35 protein-coding genes are annotated in these 26,051 nt (G+C 66.9%); 16 read left to right on the top strand and 19 right to left on the bottom strand.

Going from position 1 to position 26,051, the window contains the following annotated elements:
- Positions 1-6: 6 nt before the first annotated feature.
- The 12 genes from ACMTAK_RS26630 to ACMTAK_RS26575 form a co-directional block, all read right to left on the bottom strand.
- The gene (locus ACMTAK_RS26630) at positions 7-606 is read right to left on the bottom strand and encodes an ALF repeat-containing protein (protein ID WP_413808534.1); all 600 of its coding nucleotides are present in this window, start codon (positions 604-606) and stop codon (positions 7-9) included.
- A gap of 380 nt (positions 607-986) precedes the next feature.
- Entirely contained in the window at positions 987-2,165 is a 1,179-nt protein-coding gene (locus ACMTAK_RS26625) for a tyrosine-type recombinase/integrase (protein WP_413808533.1), read from the bottom strand.
- The gene (locus ACMTAK_RS26620) at positions 2,165-2,374 is read right to left on the bottom strand and encodes a helix-turn-helix domain-containing protein (protein WP_046085260.1); all 210 of its coding nucleotides are present in this window, start codon (positions 2,372-2,374) and stop codon (positions 2,165-2,167) included. The genes ACMTAK_RS26625 and ACMTAK_RS26620 overlap by 1 nt, the downstream gene beginning before the upstream one ends.
- Before the next feature lie 2 nt (positions 2,375-2,376).
- The gene (gene repSA, locus ACMTAK_RS26615; RefSeq protein WP_413808532.1) at positions 2,377-3,738 is read right to left on the bottom strand and encodes a replication initiator protein RepSA; all 1,362 of its coding nucleotides are present in this window, start codon (positions 3,736-3,738) and stop codon (positions 2,377-2,379) included.
- Complete coding sequence (locus ACMTAK_RS26610; protein WP_413808531.1) at positions 3,731-3,916, bottom strand: hypothetical protein; 186 nt, start codon at positions 3,914-3,916, stop codon at positions 3,731-3,733. The genes repSA and ACMTAK_RS26610 overlap by 8 nt, the downstream gene beginning before the upstream one ends.
- A gap of 90 nt (positions 3,917-4,006) precedes the next feature.
- Complete coding sequence (locus ACMTAK_RS26605) at positions 4,007-4,336, bottom strand: SpdD-like protein (RefSeq protein WP_413808530.1); 330 nt, start codon at positions 4,334-4,336, stop codon at positions 4,007-4,009.
- Positions 4,337-4,356: 20 nt separating this feature from the next.
- Positions 4,357-4,512 (bottom strand): hypothetical protein, encoded by a 156-nt coding sequence (locus ACMTAK_RS26600; RefSeq protein WP_119989908.1) that lies wholly within the window; start codon positions 4,510-4,512, stop codon positions 4,357-4,359.
- A gap of 14 nt (positions 4,513-4,526) precedes the next feature.
- Positions 4,527-4,718, bottom strand: a complete 192-nt coding sequence (locus ACMTAK_RS26595) for a mobile element transfer protein (protein ID WP_060953032.1) — start codon at positions 4,716-4,718, stop codon at positions 4,527-4,529.
- 1 nt (position 4,719) lies between these two features.
- Positions 4,720-4,914, bottom strand: a complete 195-nt coding sequence (locus tag ACMTAK_RS26590) for a hypothetical protein (protein WP_413808529.1) — start codon at positions 4,912-4,914, stop codon at positions 4,720-4,722.
- Positions 4,915-4,937: 23 nt separating this feature from the next.
- Positions 4,938-5,618, bottom strand: coding sequence for a DUF2637 domain-containing protein (locus ACMTAK_RS26585; protein ID WP_413808528.1), 681 nt, complete (start codon positions 5,616-5,618; stop codon positions 4,938-4,940).
- A gap of 85 nt (positions 5,619-5,703) precedes the next feature.
- Positions 5,704-7,059 carry an FtsK/SpoIIIE domain-containing protein gene (locus ACMTAK_RS26580; RefSeq protein WP_413808527.1) on the bottom strand — a complete coding sequence of 452 codons (1,356 nt, stop codon included), beginning with the start codon at positions 7,057-7,059 and terminating at the stop codon, positions 5,704-5,706.
- A gap of 2 nt (positions 7,060-7,061) precedes the next feature.
- Complete coding sequence (locus ACMTAK_RS26575) at positions 7,062-7,409, bottom strand: SCO3933 family regulatory protein (protein ID WP_413808526.1); 348 nt, start codon at positions 7,407-7,409, stop codon at positions 7,062-7,064.
- Positions 7,410-7,834: 425 nt separating this feature from the next.
- Between ACMTAK_RS26575 and ACMTAK_RS26570 the strand changes: the two genes are divergently transcribed.
- Complete coding sequence (locus tag ACMTAK_RS26570; protein WP_413812995.1) at positions 7,835-8,878, top strand: tetratricopeptide repeat protein; 1,044 nt, start codon at positions 7,835-7,837, stop codon at positions 8,876-8,878.
- Here the strand turns inward: ACMTAK_RS26570 and ACMTAK_RS26565 are convergent.
- The 5 genes from ACMTAK_RS26565 to ACMTAK_RS26545 all read right to left on the bottom strand — a co-directional run bounded on the left by ACMTAK_RS26565 (position 8,862) and on the right by ACMTAK_RS26545 (position 14,963).
- Complete coding sequence (locus ACMTAK_RS26565) at positions 8,862-9,656, bottom strand: NUDIX domain-containing protein (protein WP_413808525.1); 795 nt, start codon at positions 9,654-9,656, stop codon at positions 8,862-8,864. The genes ACMTAK_RS26570 and ACMTAK_RS26565 overlap by 17 nt on opposite strands.
- A 1,509-nt stretch (positions 9,657-11,165) precedes the next feature.
- Complete coding sequence (locus tag ACMTAK_RS26560; protein ID WP_413808524.1) at positions 11,166-12,548, bottom strand: hypothetical protein; 1,383 nt, start codon at positions 12,546-12,548, stop codon at positions 11,166-11,168.
- Between the two features lie 2 nt (positions 12,549-12,550).
- Complete coding sequence (locus tag ACMTAK_RS26555; RefSeq protein WP_413808523.1) at positions 12,551-13,369, bottom strand: serine/threonine-protein kinase; 819 nt, start codon at positions 13,367-13,369, stop codon at positions 12,551-12,553.
- 431 nt (positions 13,370-13,800) lie between these two features.
- Positions 13,801-14,091 carry a hypothetical protein gene (locus tag ACMTAK_RS26550; protein WP_413808522.1) on the bottom strand — a complete coding sequence of 97 codons (291 nt, stop codon included), beginning with the start codon at positions 14,089-14,091 and terminating at the stop codon, positions 13,801-13,803.
- Between the two features lie 596 nt (positions 14,092-14,687).
- Positions 14,688-14,963, bottom strand: a complete 276-nt coding sequence (locus tag ACMTAK_RS26545) for a hypothetical protein (protein ID WP_413808521.1) — start codon at positions 14,961-14,963, stop codon at positions 14,688-14,690.
- 79 nt (positions 14,964-15,042) lie between these two features.
- Here ACMTAK_RS26545 and ACMTAK_RS26540 point away from each other — a divergent pair, with 79 nt between their 5' ends.
- From ACMTAK_RS26540 to ACMTAK_RS26520, 5 genes are all read left to right on the top strand, one after another.
- On the top strand, positions 15,043-15,798 hold the full coding sequence (locus tag ACMTAK_RS26540; protein ID WP_413808520.1) for a GntR family transcriptional regulator: 756 nt from the start codon (positions 15,043-15,045) through the stop codon (positions 15,796-15,798).
- A gap of 431 nt (positions 15,799-16,229) precedes the next feature.
- Positions 16,230-16,832: a hypothetical protein gene (locus ACMTAK_RS26535; RefSeq protein WP_413808519.1), complete on the top strand. Its 603-nt coding sequence runs from the start codon at positions 16,230-16,232 to the stop codon at positions 16,830-16,832.
- Entirely contained in the window at positions 16,829-18,019 is a 1,191-nt protein-coding gene (locus ACMTAK_RS26530; RefSeq protein WP_413808518.1) for a helix-turn-helix domain-containing protein, read from the top strand. The genes ACMTAK_RS26535 and ACMTAK_RS26530 overlap by 4 nt, the downstream gene beginning before the upstream one ends.
- Positions 18,020-18,149: 130 nt before the next feature.
- Positions 18,150-18,596 carry a GntR family transcriptional regulator gene (locus ACMTAK_RS26525; RefSeq protein ID WP_413808517.1) on the top strand — a complete coding sequence of 149 codons (447 nt, stop codon included), beginning with the start codon at positions 18,150-18,152 and terminating at the stop codon, positions 18,594-18,596.
- 10 nt (positions 18,597-18,606) lie between these two features.
- Entirely contained in the window at positions 18,607-19,173 is a 567-nt protein-coding gene (locus tag ACMTAK_RS26520; RefSeq protein ID WP_413808516.1) for an HD domain-containing protein, read from the top strand.
- On the opposite strand, the gene ACMTAK_RS26515 is transcribed toward ACMTAK_RS26520, so the two are convergent.
- Together ACMTAK_RS26515 and ACMTAK_RS26510 are read right to left on the bottom strand one after the other, a co-directional pair.
- Entirely contained in the window at positions 19,161-19,634 is a 474-nt protein-coding gene (locus ACMTAK_RS26515) for an NUDIX hydrolase (protein ID WP_413808515.1), read from the bottom strand. The genes ACMTAK_RS26520 and ACMTAK_RS26515 overlap by 13 nt on opposite strands.
- Positions 19,631-20,401, bottom strand: coding sequence for a helix-turn-helix domain-containing protein (locus ACMTAK_RS26510; RefSeq protein WP_413808514.1), 771 nt, complete (start codon positions 20,399-20,401; stop codon positions 19,631-19,633). The genes ACMTAK_RS26515 and ACMTAK_RS26510 overlap by 4 nt, the downstream gene beginning before the upstream one ends.
- A gap of 661 nt (positions 20,402-21,062) precedes the next feature.
- Here ACMTAK_RS26510 and ACMTAK_RS26505 point away from each other — a divergent pair.
- The 10 genes from ACMTAK_RS26505 to ACMTAK_RS26460 all read left to right on the top strand — a co-directional run bounded on the left by ACMTAK_RS26505 (position 21,063) and on the right by ACMTAK_RS26460 (position 26,026).
- Positions 21,063-21,200: a hypothetical protein gene (locus ACMTAK_RS26505; protein ID WP_156107420.1), complete on the top strand. Its 138-nt coding sequence runs from the start codon at positions 21,063-21,065 to the stop codon at positions 21,198-21,200.
- Complete coding sequence (locus ACMTAK_RS26500; protein ID WP_360066177.1) at positions 21,190-21,312, top strand: hypothetical protein; 123 nt, start codon at positions 21,190-21,192, stop codon at positions 21,310-21,312. The genes ACMTAK_RS26505 and ACMTAK_RS26500 overlap by 11 nt, the downstream gene beginning before the upstream one ends.
- A 154-nt stretch (positions 21,313-21,466) precedes the next feature.
- On the top strand, positions 21,467-21,829 hold the full coding sequence (locus ACMTAK_RS26495; protein ID WP_413808513.1) for a hypothetical protein: 363 nt from the start codon (positions 21,467-21,469) through the stop codon (positions 21,827-21,829).
- An 87-nt stretch (positions 21,830-21,916) separates the two neighbouring features.
- Positions 21,917-22,237: a hypothetical protein gene (locus tag ACMTAK_RS26490; RefSeq protein ID WP_413808512.1), complete on the top strand. Its 321-nt coding sequence runs from the start codon at positions 21,917-21,919 to the stop codon at positions 22,235-22,237.
- Positions 22,234-22,605 carry a hypothetical protein gene (locus ACMTAK_RS26485; RefSeq protein WP_413808511.1) on the top strand — a complete coding sequence of 124 codons (372 nt, stop codon included), beginning with the start codon at positions 22,234-22,236 and terminating at the stop codon, positions 22,603-22,605. The genes ACMTAK_RS26490 and ACMTAK_RS26485 overlap by 4 nt, the downstream gene beginning before the upstream one ends.
- Positions 22,602-23,261 (top strand): GGDEF domain-containing protein, encoded by a 660-nt coding sequence (locus ACMTAK_RS26480; protein WP_413808510.1) that lies wholly within the window; start codon positions 22,602-22,604, stop codon positions 23,259-23,261. Before ACMTAK_RS26485 ends, ACMTAK_RS26480 begins: the two co-directional genes overlap by 4 nt.
- Positions 23,258-23,749, top strand: a complete 492-nt coding sequence (locus ACMTAK_RS26475) for a Pycsar system effector family protein (protein ID WP_413808509.1) — start codon at positions 23,258-23,260, stop codon at positions 23,747-23,749. The genes ACMTAK_RS26480 and ACMTAK_RS26475 overlap by 4 nt, the downstream gene beginning before the upstream one ends.
- The gene (locus ACMTAK_RS26470) at positions 23,746-25,350 is read left to right on the top strand and encodes a DUF2637 domain-containing protein (protein WP_413808508.1); all 1,605 of its coding nucleotides are present in this window, start codon (positions 23,746-23,748) and stop codon (positions 25,348-25,350) included. The genes ACMTAK_RS26475 and ACMTAK_RS26470 overlap by 4 nt, the downstream gene beginning before the upstream one ends.
- Entirely contained in the window at positions 25,347-25,682 is a 336-nt protein-coding gene (locus tag ACMTAK_RS26465) for an RRQRL motif-containing zinc-binding protein (RefSeq protein ID WP_413808507.1), read from the top strand. Before ACMTAK_RS26470 ends, ACMTAK_RS26465 begins: the two co-directional genes overlap by 4 nt.
- A 50-nt stretch (positions 25,683-25,732) precedes the next feature.
- Entirely contained in the window at positions 25,733-26,026 is a 294-nt protein-coding gene (locus tag ACMTAK_RS26460) for a hypothetical protein (RefSeq protein ID WP_413808506.1), read from the top strand.
- Positions 26,027-26,051: the final 25 nt, after the last annotated feature.

The following is a 26,051-nucleotide window of genomic DNA, read 5'->3' as shown; positions in this document are numbered from 1 at the left end:
CTTTGCCTAACCGGCCACCTCGTACTGCCCCACCTCGCGGAAGTAGCGCAGGGTTTCCGGGGAGCCGTCGTCGAGGGCAGCGTTGGCCGCGGCGCGCAGCGCATCACTGATGTTCGGAGCCGCGAGCAGGCGAGCTATGTAGACGGCGTCGTCCTCGGCTTGGGCCAGTCGGTAGCCGGTCTCCAGCCAGGCGCGCATCTCCTCCGGGGAGTCGTTGTCGAGGAGCTTGTTGGCCTCCTCTATGACTCGCTTGTCATTGTTCTGCGTCGCTACGTGGAGGATGCGGGCGATGGCGACCCGGTCGTCCTCGGCCTGAGCCAGTCGGTAGCCGGTCTTCAAGAAGGTGCGCATGTCATCCACCGTGCCGTTGAGGGCCTCATTGGCCTCTCGTACGACCCCCCGGCCGCTGCCCTCGTCCGCCAGGATGGCGGCGATCGCTGCACGCAGTTCGTCCTCCGACATCTCGTCCACCGGTGTGTCGGACACGGTCGCCACGGTGGTGGTGACCGTGGCCGCCGAACTGTCGGCGAACGCCGGGGCGGTGAAGAGGAGGGCTGGGGTCAGGGCGGTGGCCACGACGAGCAGAACGGCACGCGTCGGTCTCATGAATGTATGCCTCCGTGTTCGGACTTCAGGTATGCAGATGATCACCCATGCGCGCCAAAATCGCATGAGGAATCGATTAGTCCGGAAAAGCGCGCCGTCGTTGCTGTCACGGTCGCCAGGACGCGCGACCGGCGATCACGGTCGACAGCGACGTGGCCCACGCCTGGCCCACACACGCTGGGCAACGGTGGGATTCGAGCGACACAGGGTGAGACGGCGGACATGCGGAAGGGGCGCCCCCGAACCGGGGGCACCCCTTCTGACCAGCTACGTTGCTGACCTCTGCGGAGGCTGAGGGATTTGAACCCTCGGTGACATCGCTGCCACGACGGTTTTCAAGATCTCTCGCCGATCATGCAGGCTGCTCGCTCTGCCGCAGGTCAGACGGACACGAGCCCCCCGGCGGAGCCGTCGTCATCGTCGTCGTGCCCGCTACGTGCCCCAGGGGCGTGGTCGTGCCCGCTGAGCCAGGAGTCCGCTGCTTCGGCCACCTGGTCATCGCGTCCGGCGACCGGTCGGGCGTAGTGCCGGGTCGTGACGCTCGCGTTCGAGTGGCCGAGCCGGTGAGCGGCGGTCATCACGCCGTACTGATCGGCGACCCAGGTTCCGTGTGAGGCGCGAAGATCGTGTGGGGTCACGTCGGTCAGCCCGGCCGCCGACACGGCAGGGTCGAAGTACGCCTTGCGCCACTGGTTGTAGCGCAGCGGCTTGCCGCCGGGTGTCGTGAACAGGAGCGCGTCATCTCCACCGGGCAGAGTCTCCAGATGGCGCCTGAGCCGCTTCGCGAGCGACGGGCCGACTCGTAGGAGCCGCTTCTGGTGGGACTTCGGTGTGTCGAAGACCAAGGCGCCGTTGGCCTCCGCCAGATTCTCATCGACCAAGACGAAGCCGCCGGGCACATCGATGTCCACGCGGCGGAGGGCGAACGCCTCGCCGACGCGCAGTCCCGCGTACGCGAGGAGAGCGATCAACAAGTCATGCGGCTTGTCGGCACTCCGTACGATCCGGGAGGCTTCGAGCGGGGTGAGGATGTGCGGCTCGGTCTGCGGCATCCGAGGCAGCTTCACGCCCCGGCACGGCGTCTGCGGGATCATGTCGTTGTCGACGGCCGCCCTCATGATCTGCGACAGGACCCGGTACGCCTGCCGGATACGTGACGCACTGAGCCCCTTGGTCTTCATCGCGCCGACCCACTCAGCGATCGTGATCGGCCGGAGGGTCGACAGTTCGCGGTCACCGAGTGCCGGATTGATCAGCGAATTGATCAGCGACCGGTACGAGGCTTGCGTCTTGTGCTTGAGCTGCGGCGAGACGGCAGCGAGCCAGCGGGCAGCCCAGTCGCGTACGGTCGTCTGCCCCTCGACCGGATCGAGCCAGCGCCCCTCTTCGATCTCAATGCGCTTCCGTATCAGCCAGCGATCAGCGTCCGTCGAGGTCGCGAAGGTTCGATCCGCCGGACGCAGGACACCGTCAGGTCCCGGATAGCGGGCCTGGAACCGGCCGGAGGGCAGCTTACGCACGCGTCCGAAGTCCCGGCGAGATTTGCGCTTGCCAGCCATCAGGCAGCCCTCCTGAGTCCCGTAGGCCGCAGGGCGATCGGCTCCACGGTGTTGGCGCCCACGAACGCTTCTACGGCGCTCTCGGGTATGCGGACGTGCCGACCAACCTTGACGAAGGTGATGCGGCGTTCCTCGATGAGTCGGCGGGGGAAGCGGACGCCCGTACCGAGCCGCTCCGCGACCTCGTACACAGTGAGGAGTCGGTCCATGGTCACCACTCCCCCTCGTTCGCCAGCGCCTCACGAGCTGTCTCGCGGTTGAGTTGCAGGTCGCGATGGATGGTGGTGGCGAGGGCGGATTCGCCCGGGGTGTGGCCGTGTCCGGCGTACTGCCAGTCGGCCAGGACGAGAACGGTGTCCGGCTCAACGTCCTCCAGGCCCAGGGCAGCGGTCTCCTGGGCGGCCCGGTAGTCGGCGCGTGCCTGGCGCAGCGCGCCCAGGGTGATGGAGTAGCGGCGGGACTTGGAGGAGAAGTGGCCCCGGAAGCCGAGCATGTGTGCCCAGGCCCATAGGCGCCGGTCGGGGTAGAGCGGGTCGAGCCGCTTGCAGGCTTCGATCAGGCGACGGGTGTGGTCGGGGACGTCGTGGCGGTCGAGTTCGGAGAGTTCACCGATGCGGCGGTCGAGGGTGCCGGTGGTCTCGGCGGCTTTGGTGGCGTACTTGGCGACGTAGGAGGCGACGGCCTGTTCGGTGATGTCCGAGCCGTCTCCGAACGCCTTCACGGGCCGTACGTCGAGCTGGTTGCCCCAGCGGAAGGTGCGAGCGGGCTGGTCCTCGGCGGCCGGGACAGAGACGGAGGTGTAGGCATGCGAGACGGCGGCGTGGGTGGCATCGGTGAGGAGCTGCACGGTGGCCCAGGACGGTGGCGGGGTGTTGGGTCCGTCGGGGCCGTCGAGGCGGATGACGGCGTGGAAGTGGATGGCGCCGCGCTTCTGGAACTCGGCGACCTTGCCGTACGAGAGGCGGGCGCGCTCCTTTAGCTCTCTCTGGGTGATGCCGGCACGGGCGGCGATCTCGCGGCGTAGGCGGTTGGTGAAGCGTTGCCAGAGCTGTCCGGCGTGGTTGTTGAACAGCACGGCGCCCGCGTAGTCGTAGGTGGCCGGATCGAGGGCGGTGCCCAGCTCCGGTGCGTCTGGAGCGTGGTGGGTGCCGCAGCGGCAGGCGCCACGGTCGGGGCGGTTGTGGACCGGGCCGAAGGAGGGCGCGGTGAGGGTGGCGAAGGCGCGGGGGTGGTCGCGGACGGTGGCGCGGATGTCTCGGCGGTCGTCCCCGGCCAGGCCAGCGCGGATGAGGTGATAGGTGTCGCCCGCGTAGGTCCAGGCGCAGGCCGGGCAGCGGGAGGCGCGGCGGTTGCCGCATGCGACGCGGAGTCGTCCGCCCGGCTCGTCAGCGGTGGTGTAGTGGTGCAGGGTGGCGCCGGTGGTCCTGTCCTTACGTATCACCCAGCCGCGCAGGTGGATGGGGTCGGCACAGCCGCCGGTGCGGCGTATCTGGTCTTCCCAGCGGGTGTAGTCGGTGGCCGAAGCCACCCTCAACAGGTCACCGAGGGTGGTCGGGTCGAGCAGGTCAGGCACGGACACCCTCCCGGTCACGGCGGCTGGTGCGGGTGCCGGTGCCGTGGCAGGCCGGGCAGTCGGCGGTGATGGTGAGGAGGTGGCCGCACTGGTCGCGTCCGCCGGTGGTGATGGCGGCAGAGGCGAACCCGTCGCAGTTCGGGCAACTGCGGGGCGCCGCGCTGGTGCGCTGCGTCATGCTGGGACTTCCTTCCGGTTCAGCGGATCGGACAGGGACGGCGCCCGGGCGGCGGATGCTTGGCGGTATCGGAGCCGCCCGGGGGCCGGTTCAGCGGCGCTTGGTGTTGGAGGCGAGCAGGGAGCGCAGGACGACGGCGCAGACGGCGACCGAAACGCCAGTGATGGCAACGGCCAGGAGCATGGAGACCAGCACGGCGCCGACGACCAGGACCACGGCCGTGCCGCCGCCGACGAGGGCGATCGCGGTGCCGGGGGTGAGCTGCACGACCGGCCGGATAGATGCCGGGGCGCTGGGTATCGGCGGCGGGGCTGGAGTGGCAGGGGTGATGGTGGTCGGCTGAATCACGGTCGGCGTCTGCGGGGTCGGGGTGACCAGGCCGGTGGGCTGGGGCATGGTCGGGTATTTGGGCCGGAACATGGGTGGTTCTCCTTCCTGGGTTACTTGACGGTGGTGTCGGCGACGGAGGCCAAGCCGCTCTCGGCGAGGAGGTAGCCGCCGAGGAGAAGTACGGCGATGAGCCACCAAGGCGGGCGGATGAGCTTGACGCCGAGCCAGCCGACGACGATCAGGGCGAGCCAGAGCGGGACGTCCATGGCGGAACCTCCGGTCAGTTGATGCGGCAGCGGTGAGTGCGGGCGGCGAGCTGGGCGGCGGACTGGCTGGAGTAGTCGGCAGACCAGCCGCAGCGGTCGGCGGTGCACACGGCGGCGTGCACGGTGCGGCCGTTCCGGTCGCGGTGAGTGCCGATCTGCACCGGACCGATCCGCATCACGGAGTGGAAGTGGTCGCGGGCGGGCATCTCAGTCGATCTCCGTTCGTGTGGTCGTCGGGTCGGGGAAGCTGGCGCGGATACCGGCTGCGGTGGCCGGGTCGGTGGTGCGCTGGGCTGCTTCCTCGGCGAGCAGGTGGGCGAGGAAGGGCCGGTCGGCCGCGGCCATCTCGCGGGCGCCGTCGAGGTAGTCAGCAGCGGTCGGGCCAGCCGGATCACGGGTCATGGGGGCGTCGCTTCCTTTCGGTGTCAGGCGAGCTGGGCGGCGATGGCGTCGGCGAGCTGGGACGGGACACCGAGACGGGCGCGGAGGGTGTCGGTGTCGATCGGGGTCCCGGTGCGGGCGTGGTGGTCGTCGGCGACCTTGCGGGCGTGGTCGACCAGCGCGGCTGGAACGGGGACGGCGGGAGCAGTGGGCGGGGCCGGGGTGGGCTGAGGCTCGGGGGCGGGAGGCGCGGCGCGTTCCTCGACGTCGGCCACCGGTGCGAGTGCGGATTCGCGCTTCTGCTCGTCCTCGACGGCCGGGGGCTGAGGTGTCGAGTCGGGGTGCACCGACGCTTCCGGCTCCGGGTGGGTAGTGGTGTGGGCAAGGAGAGTCCCGCCCATGAAGGCGAGAGCGGGCCAGGCGGCAACGAGAATGCGCAGCCAGGCAGGGACCTGATGCATATCGAGGAGTCCGGCGGTGGCGACGTTGGCGCCAAGGGAGGCGGCCAAGGCAATGAGGAACCAGCACCAGGCCAGCCGGGTGGGTCCGCCGGTGCGCAGTCGACGCCAGGCGGCGACCAGGAGCAGGTCGACGCTGATCGGGTAGGCCCAGGCTTTCCAGCCGTCCTGTCCGGCAGCGGCGGCCAGATCGTGCAAGTGGGCGAAGGACAGCGCCCCGGCGATGACCGCCTGGACCAGAACGGCGTCGACACGCAGGCGGGCCATCACAGCTTCCTTCCTGTCGTCAGGCATGGGAGGGGTAGGGACCTGGCGCGAAGACGGTCACGCCGACCGGAGGAGAGGGTGAGGGTCAGGCGGAAGCGGGGGCTGTCTTGGACAGCCGGACCCGGGCCGAGGGCACCGCTGCGGTGGCGGGGCGGAAGGCCGCCAAGGCGGGCAGGTCAGGGGTGCGGTGGGCGTGCTTGTTGCAGATGTTCACGGCCTCGCGCAGCGAGGTATGCGGGGCGCGGATACGGTGCCAGCCGCCGGTCGAATCGCCCGCAATGGCCAGACCGCGGGTCTCGGCCGGAATCTGGATCGCGGCCAGCACGGCATCGGGGGCGATGTCGCCGAAGGCCATGTTGGCGGACGTTTCGTCGTTGACACGGTGGGCGGTGCGGCCGGTGAGCTGGGCGCGGAGCATGGTGATGCCCTTGCCGAGTTCGGAGCCGAAGCGCTGCCCGCAGATCTCCAGGTAGATGCCGGCCGCGCGGCCGAGCTGGGCAACGCGGACCAGGGCGGTGATGATCCGGTCCCGCCGCTTCTCCTCATCCTTGGTGGCGTACAGGGCGAGTTCGGCGACCTCGTCGACCAGGACCACGACCGGTACCGGCCGGATGACCTCGGGCAGGTCCCAGATATCGGCGGCGATCTCCGCATCCGGCACAGCGACGCTGATCCTCTGCTCGGCCCGGATGAGCTGGTACACCTCCTCCATGTGCGTCACCAGCGCCTCCAACAACTCCAGCGCGGCGTCGGGGTTGTCGGCGAGCGCGGAGAACCGGCGGGCCAGCGGGAACAGCTCCACGCCCTGCTTGCAGTCGATGCCGACCAGAGCGACATGGTGCGGGGCGAGCCCAGCGACCAGGTTGCGCTGGTAGACGGACTTGCCGGACTCCGTGGCACCGAGGGTCAGCCCGTGCGGGACAGCGCGGTAGTCGCGGTAGTGCACCGAGCCGTCCTCGCGCAGGGCGACCGGAATACGCATCGGCCGGGTATCGAGCTGGGCGGGCATCTGCACCCGTTTGAGCACGTCGTAGCCGGTCATCCGCACCTCCACCACACCCGAGCGGATCTCACGGGAGGTGACCCCGTACAGGCCGAAGGAGTGGCGGAGCCGGTCAGTGGCGGCGGCGATGTCGAAGGCGTCCTGTCCGGGCCTGAGCTTGAGCCGCAGCACCAGGCCGGTGCGGGTCGGGCGCAGACGCAGGATGCGCGGCGAGCGGGGGCCCGGCGCCTCCCGGCCGGTCATCCGGGCCAGAGCCAGGCGCCAGCGGGCGGGCGGAACGGTCAGCCCGCAGGCATCCATGACCGAGGCATAGCGAACCAGGACCCGCACAGTGGCGAAGGTGACGCCGATGGAGAGCCAGTACCAGGCGGGGCGCCGCCACCGCAGGAGACCCGCAGCAGCGACGACCACCACCACAGCGACCATGAACCAGGTCATGATCAGGCCGCCTCCGCGCCCGTGGCAGCGAGCGAGGTGACCGCGACGGCGCGGAAGGCGATCCCGTGCCGCCTCTGACCGTTGAACTCGTTCTCCCACGGACGGGCTATCAGGCCCGTGAGCGCGACCGGGGTACCCATGGCCAGGTCACCGGAGATACCGGTCTCCGGGACGGCGATGGACAGAATCTCAACGTCGTCGTTGGCCGCGAACATCACGTCCACGGTCATCAGCTTCACACCGTCCGCGTCCAAGGCGATCTCACCGGTACGGCGATCACGCACCTTCGGCTGGGCGGGCTTGGCGACCATCACGGTCGCGGCAGACGTGTCGACGGGAATCTGACGCATGATGGAGGTCCCTTCAGGGGCGGGAGCGGCGTACTTGCTTGGCGGTGGGTCGCCGCTCCTGATCGTTGATTGAATGCCGCAGCAAACCTGCGGAGTGTTCGCGCTTCCTTCTGGTGCGCACCAGAAGGTTGCATCTGGTGCGCACCAGATGTCAAGCATCGTCGTTGGTCCGGCACCTCAACTCGCCCGACTGCGACACTTCTAGGGAAGCGCCCCGAGCAACGCACCGGTAGACAACAGGGGTTAACAGCAGACCCGTTAACCCCTGCCGACCTGGGCCGATGTGAGGCATGCTGCTGTTACGGCTCAACACCCCCGACGCGGAGCGGCAGTACGCGATGAGTGGACTCAAAGCAGCGAGGACGGCACGGGCATGGTCACAAGAGCGTCTTGTGCGGGAGATCGAACGCCATGCGCGCCAGCACATGCTCACCGTCGCCTCAACCGCGAGTTTGCGCGTGTACGTCTCGGAGTGGGAGAACGGCCGACGGACGATCTCCAGCCACTACGCCAAGATCCTCCGTGCGCTGCTCGGGATCACCGACGATGAACTGGCGGGAGGATCACAGTCGCCGCTGGCACTCGCCACGGCCGACGGGTACGACGAGCTCATAGGCCGGATCGACGAGGCCCGGAACGTCAGCCTGACGATGGTCAAGACGTTCATGGAGCAGACCGAACTGCTCCGGACCGTCGACCGGCAGATGGGCGCCACCAGTCTGGTCGACCAGATGACCGCCCACCTGACACGGCTGGAAGATGCCCTCACCTTCGCGGTACTGCCGGAGACCCGACGTCCGGTCGCTCTGGCTCTGGCCGGAGCGGCCACCTTGGCGGCCTGGCAGGCCCTCGACGTCGGAGCCGTGGAACGAGCCTGGCGTCACTACGAGCTGGGGAAGCGCGCCGCCCAGGAGGCCGAGGAGCCCATGTACCTCGCGCACGCCACCGCCGAGCAGGCATACGTGCTGTGTGACGCGGGACGTCCTGAGATGGCGGTGCATCTGGTCCGAGATGCACAACGTCTCGGCGGAAAGGGCATGTCTCCACGCCTCAGGGCTTGGCTGTACGCAGCCGAGGCGGAGATCTGCGCCCGAGCTGGGCTCCAGGCCGAGTGCCAGCAGGCTCTTGAGCTCGCGATGCGACACCTGCCCGAAGGACAAGAAGCCCGCGACCCGGACATGCTGAGCATCTTCCTGAACGAAGGCCACCTCACCAGGTGGCGCGGGAGCGCTCTCGCCCTGGTCGGCGACGCGGAAGCGGTGGGCAGCCTGTACGCCGCGCTGGAGACGACCGACCCCACGTTCATAAGGGCATCAGCGGGGCTTCACTGCGACTTGGCCCAGGCCCACCTGGCCCGCGGCGAACTCGACCAGGCGCAGAAACACCTGCGTCAAGCCCGGCTGGTGGCAAGCCGGACGAGGTCAGTACGTCACAGGCGCCGGATCGAGCAGCTCACGCAGCGCTTGTAGGCGACGTGCCAGCACCTCGCGAAGCGAGCACATGGAGGAGGGCGACCAAGGTGCCGGACCCCATCAGCTCACCACGAGCCATCAGCCCGGGGATGTCGGACAGAGGCACCCAGGCGATGTGCCCGGCCTCTTCCAGATCGGTCGGCTCACCGACGAGCTTCGCCCCATGACCGACGAAGATCTCGTGCGGCGAGTCGACCATGCCGACCATGGGCTGGTACGTGACCACATGCTGCAAGGCGTCCGGCCGCCAGCCGGTCTCTTCCTCGACTTCACGCAAGGCGGTCTGGAGGGGCTCCTCCCCCGGATCGACGATGCCGCCCGGCAACTCCCAGCCGAAGGCATCAGGGACGAAGCGATACCGCCACATCATGAGCACCCGGTCCTGGTCATCGATCACGGCGGCGATGGCCACATGATGGAGTTTGACCACATGGTGCTCGAAGCGCTGCACGCCGGGCGGTTCCACGTCGACGAGGCTCAGCTTCACCCAGCGGTTGTCATACAGCGTCCGCTCACCATGAATCTGCCAGGGCTCGAGGTCCGCCGGCGCTTCGGTGGTCACTGACCGATCCGGCACCCGGTAGGAGCTACGTCCGTGCACCTCGACGACGCTCTCAGCAACGAGCCTGGCCAGCACCTGGCGCAGGGCCGTACGGCCGATCTCCAGGTCCTCCGACAGGGTCCGCTCGGACGGGAGCTTGGAACCTGGCGAGTACTTGCCCGTAGCGATCCACTCGCGAATCGTGCGGTAGACCCGCTCCGACTTCGGTCCCATCCCGTGAGCACGCTCCTCCTGCGGTCCTGTTGTGTCGCGCGACACAACTCTAGCCATGACCTACTCACGTGAGTAGGCACGGCCGACCAAGGCGATCAACCAGCGCGCGGTAGAACTTTCCCTACTCGATCAAGGCGGCTCGCTCCGCTCCCCGCGCGCGGCCCGGCCCCCGGCCGGGCCTGCACTCCTGTCTCCGCCCCGCTCCAGCCCGACCGCCGCCCGTGCCGCGCACACAGCAGCCAGCCGCCTGACGTCAGAGAAGGGGTACGTCGTGGCTGGGGCGGTCGGCTCCACGGCTTTAGGCAGCCACTTTGGGGCGAGCCTCTAAGATCATGGCCCCAACGTCGTGCTTTAGCGGGCAGGTCCACAGACTGCCCGACGCGCCGGAAGCTTACGGGGCCATGATCTCTCGCCCCAAAGCAGCTCCAGCCCAAAGCCGCTCCGCCGACCTCGATGACCCTGCTGACCCCGAATGCTGTCGAACAGGAGAGCACAGCAACTTCCCACGGCCGCGCCTATGGCCAATGGACTTCGATGGCTACACGCCCAGCGCACTGGACCGCAATGGCCTTACGAACGAGAGTTCCAGGTGGCGCTGCCTGGTTGCTCACGTCTCAGCTTGAATAACGGACCAGCGCAGCACTCACTGTCAGCCCCGTCTCGTACGATGGTGGCTTCGCGAAGCAAGCTCTCGGAGGGGTCGCATGACTAAGTTCAAAAGGGAAGCCGACATGTTGCGACCCCTAACCGAGAGTCGGCACAAATTTACATCACCCAGGACACCTTGGGAGTACTTCTATGAAATTCAAACACCCAAAGGTGTAGCCGACCTCATCTTCGCCGTCTTCAACAAGCAGGTCATAGAGGATCGGAAAAAGTGGGGGCTTCACCCCATTCAATCAAAATCTGCGATTGATATCGCTTCTTCCCTTACTGCCGCCCAACAGCAATGTGAAGCCGGAAGTCGGCCATCACCCATCGTTACGACATCAGAGATCGCATCAAGCATCCTAACCTCCCCATCTCATATCACTCAGCAACTCATGCCAATGCTAAGAGAGTTCGGATGGGTCGAACGCGCAGGTCGAGGACAATGGCAATCTAAACACGCCTATCAGTGCCCGACTACAAGCCTCTACGCAATCGAAGTAAAGCGAACTGACTGGCAACGAGCGCTAGCGCAAGCAAGTTCTCACACTAGGTTCGCCAACAAAACGTTCTTGGCCATGGATGCGGAGCGCCTACCGAAGTCGCAACACACCTTGCTCGCCGCCTTGAATCATGCAGGGATGGGATTGCTTTCCATTTCCGCGGATCCACTAACAGAGCCCCTCACGGTAATTCACAACCCACCGCGGAAGTCGCCAAGGAATAGCGAGCGCTTCGTAGTGGCGGAGCGAGTGCTAGCCGTTCGGGGCTCTGGAGGGAACTCAGGTTTCTGGGGTCACGTATTTGGCAAGCTAATCACAACCAGCAGTGGAGACGACCCCCGAAAGTCGACGTTACTCCTTACTTGAGCCGATCCAGCCAGAGATCCAAATGCTTGGGATCGTTTGCATTGTTCAGCGGAACTACAGAAGACGCCGTGTCCCTGAAATCCCGGGCTTCCCGAGCAATGGAACGCGTACCGGCCCTTCGCCCACGAGAGTGATCGGATGCTTCGGCCACAACCTCGGCCACCTTCAGCAGGTAGTGCGCACCAGATTTTGCCTTATCCCACAAGCCTGGCGTTTGGGTTCGACAGAACTCGCAATCACATGCACGCTCGCCGGGGAGCGCCGAAAGCAGCGCATCCGTATCTACGTCTACCACGTGTAGCAGACTGCGTTGGAAAGTCCTGTTCGTCGGCGCCGGCCTAGGGGTCGTGCGCTTGATCTTAATAACCTTGGTATCGGAGAACGAGCGCTCACCGGTTCCGATCCCTGTAGAAAAGCCACTTGCTCCCCATGCGAGCGCTACCCAGCCCGTCAGCGCAGTATTGGGGAGGATCAAGAACTTGTCATTCTCCTCGCAGATACTCGATAGCTCTGCATACCCATCCAAGATCTCTGACGAAGCAAGCTGCCCGTACGGCTGAGCAAGAAGAGGCCAGCGGACTCGCACGTAATAGATATCCTCGTCCATGTCGAGCAGTTCGGCGAGAAGCGCATCCCGCAGGCGCCCTGTGGTAAGCCACGTAGACGAGATGGTCACGTTGACTGCGAGATTCTCGTGATCGCGAACCTCATCACGCGCCCAGTCCACGTGCTCTCGAAGGGTGCGTAGACTTCGGGCCCTGTCAGCCGGGTCCATCCAGAGCCCCGGAGTCAAGAGAAGAGTCGCCCCTAGGTCGCGTTGAGTCCGCATGACCTCTGCAACCCACTCTGGTGTCCAGCCAGAGGGGAGGTCACGGTTGAAGAAGGACCACCTTCCCGACGTCGACGGCCCAGCGTAAGGCTTACCGTCGCGCTGGTCTGCAAGCATCGAGCCAAACGAGTCTGCCCTAGCGAAGCACTCAGGGTCAGCAACCTGAATTGGCGCAACGGCAGTATTGGTAAAAAAGGTTGGGATTCCGGATTGCCCCGTGGGGCGCATCCGAGGAATCGGAGCAACCACACCAAGATTGAGGAAGTCGCCATGCAGAGCATTGATGCGATTCAGTGCGGCCGGAATAATCGATGAATGCTGATGACTGCGCTGGATCAGGAAGAGCGGCTTACCGCTCTCTAGACATTCCCTCGCCGCACCGAAGCGTTCCTCATCAAAGGAGTCAGTTATGGCCTCAGCCTCGGCCTCTGCCTCGGCCTCTGCCTCGGCCTCCCAGCCAAAGAGATCGTCATCGATCGTCTCGGCGTCGGAGAAATCAGCAGTCGCCGAGTCCACAACGAAATGCAGTTCGTCGTCACCACTCATGTCTACTCCCCCTTGATACGACGGATAGCTTTGGCCACGGTGCCCCTCTTGTGCGGCTGCTCAGACAGGCACCGATCAATCAAGTCAGCAACGCTAGGCGGGGTCTGGCTAGGAAGTGAGGGCTTGTGCGCGACACGTTCGAAGAAATCATCCCACGACAGCGTCTCCCCTTGCGCTACATAGGGATGCTGCCCGGTCGCTGCCTCATAGAGAACTACGCCAATTGCCCACAGGTCACTCGCCTTTAGGGCCCGCTCGCCACGAAGTTGCTCCGGCGCCATATACATCGGCGTTCCGATCAATTGCGGATACCGAGTAATGGACTCTACGTCCATCAGTTTGGCGAGCCCCAAATCCAAGATGACTGGATGGGAATACTCTCCGCCCCGAAGAGCAATATTGGCTGGCTTGAGATCCCGATGCAGCAGGTTTGCTGCATGAATCGCTGATATACCCCTCAACAAGCCGCTCGCCAAATTGACGAGTTCATCAGCCGTCGGACGAACCTGAGGAACTGCTTCAGCCAGGTCACCCCCCTCGATGTACTCGAAGACGAGAGTCACCCTCTGCCGCCCGGCAACCTCGAGTCGAACGACGTCATCCAGGCGGACAACGTTCTCAGAAACTACTCTCCGGTAACTAGCGATCTCCCGGCGCAGTCGCTCCAGGTCGGCATCGTCACGATAAATGATCTTGTACGCAGCATCCCGCTCACCGTCAACAACCCTCCACGTCTCACCGAAAGTGCCCGTACCGAGGTAGGAGACCGACGATCCGTCGACCGCTCGCTCGACGTCGGCGGCGGAGAATTGCTGATCCATGAGTCGATCTCCCGTGTATGGGCAGGCATATGACGCCCATACAGGTTATACGACGAGTCCCTACAGACATATCGTTGTGACACCAAAGCATGCTTTGGCCATTGAATTACGGACTGTTGTCTTCCGATTGTGTCAAATCAGGACACGCTCTGACTGCATACACGACGATGCCTCGGGGCACGAGGTGGACCCCAGGTCCCTTGACTGCAAGGAGCAGTTACGGGTGTCCGAACGCCGGGTCGGTGGCGCGGCTGTCCTAGGTGTGTTGTCCCGTCACCAACGTGCCGAGACAGCACAGCTAGGTCCGTCCGGCCGATTGCCTGCGTGAAGCTGGGGGATCTCGGAACGTATCCGAGGCTTCCTGTTGTACTGCACATGACTGCTAGCCAGAACCCGCGGTGGCAAGTCGACCGGCCGTTCCCCTGAAGGGTCTACTCAGGCGTAGCCAGGCGGTGTCCACGGCTGGTCGCCACGCGCAGCACGTCCCGCAGTGCGCCTGCCAACTGCGCGGCGACGAGCCTCAGTTTTTCCAGATCTGCGGTCTCGTCGTCGAGTGCCTGAAGCGCCTGCCCCAGCAGTTCGGAGGCCATCCCGAGTTGCTCTGCCTCGATGTGGTCCGCCAAGCGGGACATGAAGCCCTCCCGATCGTCGGTGTCCAGGTAGCACGGCTTGCCCTCAGGCCCCGTCCATGGGAGAAGCCTCAGTTCGTTCTGTGCCGTCATCCCTGCGTCTACCTCTCGATGGCTTTCGATACTCGATGGCGACGCGCCGCCAGGTGTCCAGTCGCTCATGGCTTCACCCCTGCTGGCCGGGCCTGGCCGGACGCCGAGTGACACGGGCAGCCACAGGCCTCGTAGATCAACGGCACGTCGACCGGCGCCGAAGCCGGAGAGGACTCCGTGCAGGTGTCGTGCGTGCCGATCCGGCAGGCTGGCGAGCGGTAGGTGGCGGTCGAGGCGGCCGGGCTGTGGGTCTGCCGTCGAGAGGGCATCAGCAGGCCCCCAGAAGGGCCGATCGGGCCTCGGTCGGCAGATGGGGAGCAACGACAATCGTCGGGTGCTGTCGTGCGCGCCTTTCCCAGGCCAGCACGTACGGGCGGACGAGCGCGGGTTCCTCGGCTGTGAGCGAGTAGCGGTGCCTCGCCCAGTCGGAGGCCCGGCCCAGGCTGAGCGTCGGTTCGTCAGCGGGCACAGAGAAGGCTGCGGCTTGCGGTCGGGAAGGCGTTAAGGGGCGGCGGTGCCTGCCCTTGGAGAAGTGCCGCGCCCTGGTGAGGGAGACGGCGCGGCGGATACGGTTGAGCACGCTGAATCAGCTCCTATCACTGATGGCCCGGTCCCCTGACATCGCCCGTCGTGGGGACCGGTTTGTATACGACCGCCCGGAGAGTGCGGCCGTTTCGGCAGGTGACGAGGAGCCCGAACCGATCGGCCTCGGCCACCGCCGCCAGGACCTCCTTCCATGACTCGGCGGAGAGCGCTTCCGGCACCTCCGCCTCGACCGATGTGAATCGGGCGTGCTCCTCCACGCGCGTGGGGAGCCCGACGGCGGACAGCCGGGCGGCGATGGCCGCCGCGCTAACTCCCGGAACGGACACAGGGCAGCCTCCGTCAACTGGCGATCACTTTCAGTGAAGCTAGTTAACTAGATTAGGGCTAGTGGACTAGATTTTCCATATGCCTGAGCAGCCGCCCTATCTCCGCGTCGCCGACGAACTCCGGCGGCGGATCGCGGAGCACGTATGGGAGCCGGGAGACCGCCTGCCGTCCCGTGCCCAGATCGGCCAGGAGTGCGGGGTGGGCGAGAACGTGGTCCGCCGGGCGCAGGAGCTGCTGATCTCCCAGGGTGTGCTGGAGGGCCGAGCCGGATCGGGTACCTACGTCGCCGAGCCCCGGCAGCGGGTGCGGGTCGTCCGGTCATCGGCGCGCGAGCAGCCTGAAGGGTCGCCGTTCCGCGCGGACATGAAGGCCGTCGGCAAGTACGGCGACTGGGAAAGCCGAACCGACGCCAAGGTGCCGGCCCCAGCGGACATCGCAGCGCGGCTCGGTATCGCCGAGGGCGAGTTGTCCGTCCGGACGTCGTACGAGTTCCTGGCCGACGGCAGGCCCGTGCAGCTGTCGACGAGTTGGGAGCCGTACGACCTCACCGCAGGCACGCTCGTCGTCCTCCCTGAGGGAGGGCCGCACGCCGGGGCGGGCGTCGTGAATCGCATGGCCGCAATCGGAATCACCGTCAGCCATGCCGTGGAGCAGCCGGAGCCGAGGCAGGCGACCGCCGAGGAGGCGTCACTTCTCGGCATCCAGAAGGCCGCGCTCGTCACGCACATCCGGCGGACGTACTACAGCGACCAGGGGCGTCCCGTGGAGACGGCGGACATCGTCGTACCCGCCGCTCACTGCGAGATCGTGTACGAGATTCCGATCAATCGGTAGTCGGCGGGGGCCCGCTCAGCCGGTGTCCGACCGTGCCCCTTCCGTGCCCGATCGGTCGGGGAATCACGGGAAACGGCGGTGCCCGGCGGGTAGCACGCATGGCGACGGCCCCCGACCGTCTTGCCTGGTCAGGGGCCGTTCACTTGCGGAGGCTGAGGGATTTGAACCCTCGGTGACATCGCTGCCACGACGGTTTTCAAGACCGGTCGCCCCACAGAACCTATAGCCCCTGTGACCTGCATGCCGACTTCGCGTCCCGCCGATAGCGGCCTCAGTCTGGCCGCAGGTTGGCCACGCGCCTGCCTCACGGCCAAGAGCACTTCGTCCCGCATGACGGAAGCGCGCGGGCAGCCCCCGACGGGTGCCCCTGGGACGAGACGACAGGCACGCACCCTTACACCCTTAATTTGCCCTGTGATAATTTCACGCCCATGATTAAGGACGAGGTTGAGCGCGTACGCGATGCCCTCGCGGACCTCTGTGAGCCGCTCCATGACGTCTTCGCATGGGCGGCGCAGCGCCGCGACGAAGCGCTGCCAGAGCTCTCCCACCACGTGTACACATGGCATGGAACGCACACGATTCGGGCACTTGCGCACTACAGGTTGCGCAAGACAAACCTCGGAGTCTGGGCACTCTCGGGCAACCATGCGCGCAACGGGGAGCTGTCGCTAACCGATAGCGAGTACTCGGTACGCGTCTTGCATGCCCTCAACGACAAGGACGTGCCCCCGCCAGGGCCGAACCGGGCACGTACCGCTTATTACCACAACCCTCCTCTGCCGCTACAGGAAAAGCTCCAGGGACCCCCGAACGACAAGCTGCTCGCGCTATGGCGCATCAATGCAGGAACGGGAGTGCCATCCTTTCGGGTGGTTCGTCCCATCGGCAGGTGGAACTTCGGCGGCAAGGCGAAAACCGATCTAGACTTCCCCCTGCCTGAGACTGCGGTCGACCTGAAGAACTTGCACTTCGAGCCTGCCGCAGAGGGCCTCGACGAGATCGATATACCTATGGAGGATGACGGCAAATGAGCACGGTGCTAGGGGCTTCACCTGGTGAGCGCCTGCGCACCCTGAGAGAACTGTTGGGCCTCACAGGGGCCGCGCTGTCGGACATATGCGGCATGAGCAAGAGTTGGATCTCTCAAGTCGAGACGGGGGCCCGAGAAGCCACGGAGGAGGGTCTGCGCGCAGTAGCTGATGGAACCGGTACACCGATGTCCTTCTTCTACGCGCGCCCCTCCACCATCCCGCGAGACTCGCTCCATTTCCGCAAGCTTGCATCAGCAAGTCGCACCGTCACAAAGCGGGTTCAAGCCTTCTACGGGGAGAGCTACCGGGTAAGTGAAGACATCCTCCAGGACGCTCGCTACCCGGTGCCTCCCCTCCCGTACGCCACAGCGGATGAACTGAAGCCTGAAGACATCGAAGAGCTGGCGGACGCTACGCGCAAGGTTCTTCGGCTTGCTCCTGACAAGCCAATCCCCAACCTGACACGGGCCATGGAGAGAACGGGTATTGCAGTTGCGCCCATTGTGCTCACTGACCCTGTTAGCGAGGAACGGAGCGCCACGCAGAACCATTTCGGCCTCTCATATTGGGGCGGAATAGGCGAAACGGCACTCATTACTTATTTCCCTGGCGCCCAGGGCGATAGGGATCGATTTACGCTCGCGCACGAGCTCGCTCATTTGATTCTCCACACCTTCCGCCCGCATGCGACGGATCCGGAGACAGAAGCAAATAGATTCGCCGGTGCACTTCTTGTGCCCCGCGAGAGAGCAGTCGCGGAGATCACAGATCGGCTATCCCTGACTGGCTACGCACGCCTAAAAGCAACCTGGGGGGTGTCCATTCAAGCACTGATCATGCGAGGTTACGCGATCGGGAATCTAAGCGATAGCCGCAAACGATCCCTTTACGTGCAACTCACCCAAAGAGGCTGGCGTAAGAACGAGCCTGTGACAGTCGGACAAGAGACACCTCTATTGCTCGGGACCCTTCTAACTCGCCAGTTCGGGGCCAAGCCGTATATCAACGCCGCCGAGCATCTAGCGATTCACCCGACCGTTCTTCGCTCGATTGCTCCTCTTCCTCAAGATCTCCGCCCGCGAACGGGCACCACCTCAGCGAGCGAGGGTGAGGTCGTCCAGTTCCGACGTCCGCCTCAACGACAGCAAGGCGAGCCTGATACCGGGTCTGACTTACTTGCTCAGTGAGGCTGGTTGCCCCGCTGGTGGCGCTAACGGTCGCTCGCCCCGATCCGGGAGGGAGGTGATCATGCGAGGCTAGGGCTGGGTCGTGGAGACCTGAAGGGGCGAGGATCTGAAGAGGACCGGAGGAGACCAGATGCCGGGGGCCAGCCCGCGAGGTACATATCTGGTGATTGCCGATGCGCTGCGCAAGGAAATCAAGGAGGGGCGGATCACCGCGGCTCTGCCTTCTGAGGCGCGTCTCATGAGGGATCACGGCGTATCGCGGACGACGGTCCGGCGAGCCCTGGCACTGCTACAGGATGAGGGCCTGATCCACTCAGCGCCCGGGGCCGGCCGCACGGTAAGCGGTACGTCTGACCGGCGCCCGCTGGTTGAGCGAATGACGGAGCTGATCACGGCGACACCGCTGGCTGTAGGGGATGCGTACCCCTCCGAGGCACGGCTCTGCGAGGACTTCGGGGTGTCACGGACAGCGGTACGTCGGGCGTTGGCCCAGATGGAGGGCCAAGGGCTGCTCGCGACCGCCCAGGGCAAGGGCCGCACGGTTCGTGCTCTCCCGGCTTCCACCCAGACTTCGTAGGCTGGCCAGCATGGCATTGACCGAGCGGGCATACGCGCTCTCCGAATCGCTGCTGGCCGAACCGCTGCCGCGCCGCTGGGCGCATTCCCTGGGAGTCGCGAAGCGCGCTGCTTCTCTGCGCCCGATCCTCGGCCGCGATGCCGACCTCTTGGAGGCCGCCGCGATTCTCCACGACATCGGGTACTCGCCCTCGATCGCTACCACCGGCTTCCATCCTCTCGACGGTGCGCGGTTTCTGCGGGACCAGGAGGGCGCCGACGAGCGTGTCGTCCGGCTTGTGGCGCACCACTCCTGCGCGCTCCTGGAGGCCGAGGAGCGGGGGCTGCGCGAGGAGCTGGAGGGGGAGTTCCCGATGGAGCGGCCCGAGCTGGTGGATGCGCTCATCTTCTGCGACATGACAACGACCCCAGACGGTGGCCACACGACGCCGGCCGCGCGGCTCGATGAGATCGTGCAGCGCTACGGGCCGGACACGATCGTCGCCCGATTCATTCAGCGCGCTGCCCCCGAGATCCATGCTGCTGCTGCGCGGGTCGAGAGCCGAATGGCTGAAGCAGAAGCCGGTCAGCCGAGGTAGGGCTCGCTCCGGGAAGCATCCAAGCCGTGCGTGATGCGCAGCCGCATCGACGGGTGGATGTCTAGGTCATCGAGGTCCGTTGGGGAGACCCAGCGGACCTCTTTTGATTCGCTGCTCGTCCGGAGCTCCCCGCCGGTGGGGTGAGCTCGGAAGCAGATCGAGAACTGCTGCCGGACCTCTCCGTCGTCGTACGCCATCACGTGGTTGGGGTCGGTGTAGAGCCCGACGATGTTGTCCACCTCGACGGTGATGCCGGTCTCCTCTGCCACCTCTCGGATGACGGTTTCGGAGACAGATTCTCCGATGTCGTGGCCCCCTCCGGGGAGGGCCCACAGGTCGTTATCCGTCTTGTGGATGAGCAGGAGGCGCCCAGCCTCGTCCTGAACCACAGCGGTGACGGATGGTACGACGGAGTTCGCTTTGGGAGCGTCGGGGTCATGGTAGTAGTCGATGCGACTCATGCGTGAATTCCTGCGCAATCGGTAGGGGACGAAATCGGGCGTGCGCTCTCCCAGACACGTTCGACGCTTTCAGCGTAGGTGTCGAATAGCTCGCCCCCAGGGACGCGCTGAAGATGGAGAACCGGCGCCAGGTATGCACCGACGCCGTATACGTGACCATTGGCCAGCAGCTCGTTATCTGTCCGGTAGATCGAGTTGTAGAGCGTGGTGCTGTGCAGCCGGAACTCCACTCCAGGGAGGCCAAAGAGGGGGCTGTAGTTCAGCAGGGCGTTGCGAATCTTGCTGGCCATCGACGGGCCGATGCCCTCGTCATCGCCTCGCGTCGCGACGGCCGCGCTGTCCGGGTCGCCGAGCATGAATCGAACCGGTACACCGGCGCTGGCTTTCTCCTTCACGACGCGCAGGAATGCCGAGTCTTCCGTGAGCCAGAAGCCGGAGTACACCAGCACGTCGAAGTGCCGGAGGGCCTGAGAGAAGAGAGTAGGCCAAAGGCTGTGCGGTACGGCGGATCGGTGCGGGTAGAGCTTGACCAACTCGGCATTACCCGCGGCCGCGACTTCCGCCATGGTGCGCTCATCGGGCCAGAGGTAGGACACCTCGTATCTCAGCAGAGACGCCACTGCGTACTGAAAGCGGCGGTAGGGCTTGCGAGTTGGATCGCTGACCCAGCGCTCCACCGTCTTGGACGCGACACCCAGGCGTTCCGCGACTTCTTCGTAGGTGAATCCGCGCTCCAAGATCGCGCCTCGGAGCCGCTCGTTGGCCATCTCGTCGTCCTCCCGCAGGGCAAGGACGTCTTGGGACGACTTCGACCCTAGCGAGTCGTCCTGGAGCCGTCCATCAGCGCAGTCGTACGTCTGACGCTGCGCCAGCAATCTGGAGTCACACCAAAGAGCACTGCCGCTCGGTAGTCGCTTGACGGGTGGAGCGATACATGTGTTACATGTATCGCAGCAGCGTCCGGAGCACCCCGTGACACGGGTTCGAAGGCAGCGCTCGTGCTTTGAGAACTCCACAGAGTGCCGACCCAGCCACATGCACACGTGTGGTCGATGGGTGCGGGTCACCACCCCGACCGCCCATGTCGGGCCGGGTGACCTGCCCGGCTCTGCTCTTCGGAGCGGTGGCCGGCATCGAGTGATCTGAGATCGCAGAACTTTTACTCGGGCGTACGAATCCCGGGCTGAGCACCAGTGCTCACAGTCCCCGACAACAGCGCTCCAGCGCCGGTTGCCGGGTGGCTGTGGCCACTCGTGAGAGAGGTCAAAAAGATGCGGTCCCCGGTGGCACCCGGGGACCGCGTACAGGCACCTGGTTGGAGGAACCTGTGATCACCAGCATGACATGCGGCGTCCTCGCCGCGAACCCCGGCGACAGCGACCCGGACATGGACGAGGCCCTGCGGCGCGTCCGGGCGGGAGGCTCGCGATGAGCGAGATTGCCGAGCAGCAGGCCGCTGACGCGCTCGCCCAGCAGCGGATCGCGTCTGCCCGCCAGGCCGCCGAGGCGGCCGAAGCGGCGCGGCGGGCCGCCGAAGCCATCCGGAGGCAGTCCAGTGGCTCGTAAGGACACGCCCCAGACGCCGCCCCCGCCGCTGCCGCGCCGCGACCCCGGCGCGACCAACCCGCCGACCCCGAAGCCGCAGGGCTTCCAGGTCTTCAAGGGCGGCAAGAAGTAACCGACCGCACACCCCGCCGGCAGGGCGGCCACACCCGGCGACTTGGGGTGCGGCCGCCCTGTTGCGGTGCTCCGGGGCGGTGGCCTCCGGCCAAACGACAGCCCGCCGCCCCGGCTCCGCCCTGCTCATCCACAACGGTCCTAAGGAGCCAGGCATGACTCGCAGGATGATGACCGCCGTTGAACTCTCCGATGCGGCGGCCGAAGCCATCCGTCAGCTCAACCACGTCGTCGGCAAGCCGGGCGGCGGCCTGGAACACCCGGGCGACGCGTACAGCACCGTCGCCAACCTCAAGACACTCGTGCACCGTCTCCCTCAGGCCCTGGAGCAAATCGAGGCATTCATCACCGGCCTGCATACCGACGGTCATCTCACGAGCGACCGGGGACGCCCCATCGAGGACGAGATCGACGCGGTCCAGGCGGGTTTGAAATGGGCCGCCGGAGACGCGGAGCTGCTGGCCGAACGCCTCGACCAGGCGCACTCCGCGCTCAGCCCGCTCGGCTACGCCGAATAGCACCACCCCCGGGGCGGCGGCCTCCGACCAAGGACAGCCCGCCGCCCCGGCTTCCCCCCTGCCCATCCGAGACTTCGGAGCTTCCCCATGAAGAGTTTTATCGGCCGCCATGAGGTGGCCACGGACGCCGACTACCTTGAACTCGCCCTCGGCACCCCGCTCGAGCTGTGGCTCGGCGAGGAGGGAGAGGGCGAAGAGGAGCGCGCGGCCCGTCTGGACGCGGCCCGTGACATCCTCGCCGACGACCCCGAGCTGATCGACAGCGTCAGCCGGATCGCCGCCGAGGCCATCGAGGCCCACGCCCCGGTGCTGTTCCCCAGCATCGGTCGCCGAAGCATCGGTCCCCGACCGCGCCCGGCTCGCAGCACGGGCCGGACCGCGACCGTGTCAAAGGCGGTGGCCGCGTGAGCACGACCAACACCGCAGCCGCACAGTCGCCGCTGGAGATGATCGCCGCCGATAAGCGGACGCTGCTGCGTACTTGCGAACTGGCCCGGGAGCTGGTGACCCGGCACGCCGACCTGCCGTTGCAGAAGGCGCGTTTGAGGTACGGCAACCAGATCCTTCTCCACGCCTCCACCGCTGAGGACGTGAGGGCGTGGGCGGCCCGTCTGGGCGCCGCGGCGTCCGAGCACACTGAGGACCCCGGATACGGCCCCTTCCAGCACACCGACGTGACCACGGTGATCGATGGCGTCCAGGTGCATGTCTGGCACTGCCGCGTCCTCTCCGAGGCTGAGGCCGCCGCCTGGCGGGAGAGCGGGGGCCGGTCATGAGCCACACGCTCATCGCCCTGTCCGCCGCCGCCCCTCTGGCCGCCGGGTGGACCGTTCACGGGCTGTGGCAGCAGCGCCTGATCGACCGCGCCGAGCGGGATGACCTGACCGGGCTTCCGCGCCGGGCCGCGTTCGAGAAGAGCGCCGCCCGGATCCTGTGCAAGACGCGGCGGGATGTCGTGGCGACCCTGGTGATTGACCTGGATGGCTTCAAGCAGGTCAATGACGTCCATGGGCACGCGGCCGGTGACACCGCGATCCGCGAGACCGGCCGGCGCCTGGCCCAGTGGGCCGAGCCCCTGGGCACCGTGGCCCGGCTGGGCGGGGACGAGTTCACCGCCGTCATCCGCTGCCCCGACCCCGAGACCGTGCGCGGAGAGCTGACCCACCTACACCAGTGGCTGTGCTCTCCGGTCACCTACGACGGGCTGCCGCTGTCCCTGGGCGCCTCCATCGGCGCCTACCTCCACACCCACCGCCCCGCTGTCGATCTGTCGGCGGCGCTGCGGGTGGCGGACGAGGTCATGTACGGGGTCAAGCAGACCGGCGGCGGCTGGTCCATCACCCACACCCTCAACCCCTCGTACCGGACCGTCAACGGCCGCCGCGACGGCCGCCGAGGCACCGACCTCGATACCGAAGGAGGTGCGCAGTGACCCCGGAGACGATGACAGCCCCGGGGGCCGATGCCGTGCTGGCGGCCGCGCACGCGGAGGTGAAGACAGAGATCGGCCGCACGGACAGCAAGGCGTCGCTGCTGCTGGCCTTCAACGGCGCCCTGCTGGCCGGGGTCTGGACCGTCGCCACCAGCCTGCACCTCCCCCCGGCGGCACTGGCCATCGGCGCCGTGGGCGTCGTGCTGCTGGTGGCCTCGGTCGCCGTACTGCTGGCCGCGGTGCGCCCCAACCTCGGTGGCGCCCGTCCGAAGGGCTTCCCGCTATGGGCGAGGCTGCCCGCCGAGCAGCTGCGCGCGGTCCTGCTCGCTGATGACCTGGCCGAGCATGTGGCCCGTCTGTCGCGGCTGGCGGTGGGCAAGTTCGTCCGGTTGCAGCGCGCGGTGGACCTCACCCGCGCCGCCGGTGCCGCCTTCACCGTCGCCGCGCTGGTCGCGGTTGTGCTGGCCCTGGTGGGAGGCGTCCGATGACCTCCTGGCTGTTCGAGCTGTTCCCGGCCGCGCCGGGCTGGCTGTCCTGGGCCGCTCCGCTGGCCGCCGCCGTCCTGGTGCTCGCGCTCGCGGCGTGGGCAGTGGGGCGGCTGCGGAAGTCGGCGTGGCTGTCCGGCATCGGCCCCCAGGCCGTCGTCGCCCTCGGCGGCGTCGCCGTCTCCGTCCACGGCCTGTGGGGGTTCGCCACCGGCACTGCGGGACTGCCGGCGCTGCTGGCGGTGGCGTTCATCGCGGTGTTCGACGCGGCTGAGATGACGCTGCTGGTCATGATGTACCGGGCGGCGGATCCGGAGGTGGGGTGGACGCCGGAGCTGCGGCTGATGCACCGCACCGCCTGGCTGCTGGTGTCCTTCTCGGCCTCGATGAACGGTGTCCACGCCCCGAACTGGTGGGCCCGCCCGGTCCTGGCCGCCATCCCCGGCCTGGCCGCCTGGCTGATCGAGCTGCAATTGCGCAGCAAGCTCCACCACGAGCGCCCCGACGAGGATGAGACGGGTGGGCGGCCGGGCCCGGTCCGGCTGGTGGTGCTGCTGTGGCAGCACGCATGGGCCGCCCTCTTCGCGCTGCTGGGCCTGGACGCCCGCACCTCCTCCTCCGCCGTCGCCCGCGCCGCGCTGGCCCAGCGGGCCGCGCACCGCGTCTACCGGCTCCGTCTGGCCCTGGAAACCGGGCCAGTCAAGGGGAGCTCCCGGTGGGCGCGGCGCCGGTTGCGGGGGTTGCGGCGCAGGGCGCAGAAGGCGTTGGACCGTGCCGATGTCGCCACCGACACCGGCCAGTCGCTGGCCCTGGTGCGCCGTCTGGCCGCGCTCACCCGCGCGGATGAGGTGGCCCGTCTGAACTATGCGGACGCCCCGGCGGTGCTGGCGCTGATCGAGGACCTGGCGGTCACCCCGGCTGCGGAGCGGTTGGAGTCCTCGCGCGCGGATGCCGCGCGGCAGGAAGCCGAAGCCGCGCGGGAGCGCGCGGAAGAGGCCCTGCGTGCCGCGCAGAGGGACCTCGAATCGGCCCGTGAAGAGCACGCCGTTCTGCTTCAGCAAAGGCAGGGCGTGGATGGTGAGGTGGAGGCTGCGCGGCAGCGCGCGGAGGACGCGCGGCAGGCCGAGCAGGCCGCGCGGAAGCGCGCGGATGGCCTGATCACTGCCGCGCAGCAGGAAGCCGACCGCATCCGCACCACCGTCGAAGGCGAGCAGCAGCGGCTGGAGCGACTGACCGCCAAAACCGACGCCCTTCAGCGGGCCCACGACCAAGCGCGCACCGCGTTGGGGCAGGTCAGGGACCAGATCGAGGAAGCTACCGCGTTGCGGGAGCGGCTGTTGGGGGATGTGGCCGAGCACGCCAGCGGCGACCCGGATCCGGTGTTCAAGTCCGAGGCCAAGCAGGCCGGATGGCAGCTCTACCTGTCTCAGGTCACCTCCGGGAACGGTGCCGAGCCGAGCGCTGCGGAGTTGGCTGAGCGGTGCTCGGTGGATCCGGGGAACGCGCGGAACTGGCTGCGTGACTTCCGTGCCGCGCGCGCCGCGCAGCTCACCGCGCACCAGCCGCGCGCCCTGACCGGTGTCAACGGCACCGCCCGCTCATGACCGCCCTGCCGGTCTACCGGTGGCACCTGGCGCCGGACGGACTGGCCACGCGCCGCCAGCTCCGCGCGATGAACCTGCGCCCCGGCGGCCAGGACGTCGTCGCGGAACTCCAGCGCCCCCGACGGGGGCGCGGGCCGCTGGTCGCGTACCTGTACCGCATCGACCGCGCCAAGCCCGTCCGGCCCATGACCCCGGCGAAGTGGGCAGCGCTGGCCAAGGCGAACACCGCCCGCCGCACCTGCCCCACCTGCCAACGCGACGCCGGATACGTCATCCCACCCTCACTCGGAACGTGCCTGACCTGCGCCTATCCGCTCGGTCTCGCTGCCTGACCCGCAGCACCCGATTCCCCACACCCTGTTCATGCCTTTTGGAGGCATTCGTGAAGCAGCGTCTTTCCGCCCTGCTCGCCGAGGCCATCGCCGCAGCGATGGCTGGCTACCTGGGGTATCACCTCAGCACCTACGACGTGCCGCTGGCCCTCGTTGTGGCGTGCGCTCTGGCGCTGTACATCGCCTTCCGCGACACCCTGCACCAGCTCGCCCAGGCGCCTCACACGGTCACGCACCGCTGCACGGTCCCCGGCTGCGCGTTCACCGTCCGGCTGACCCGCGCTGACGCGGTCGAGAACCGGCGGTGGCAGGAGATCGCCGCCACCCACCCCAGCCACACCTGACCCCGCCTTTCCCACCAGCCCTGAT

This window comes from Streptomyces lacaronensis (genome assembly GCF_047337785.1).
Taxonomy (GTDB): domain Bacteria; phylum Actinomycetota; class Actinomycetes; order Streptomycetales; family Streptomycetaceae; genus Streptomyces; species Streptomyces lycopersici.
The sequence above is the reverse complement of the archived record's forward strand: the minus strand, read 5'-3'. Positions and strand labels throughout refer to the sequence as shown.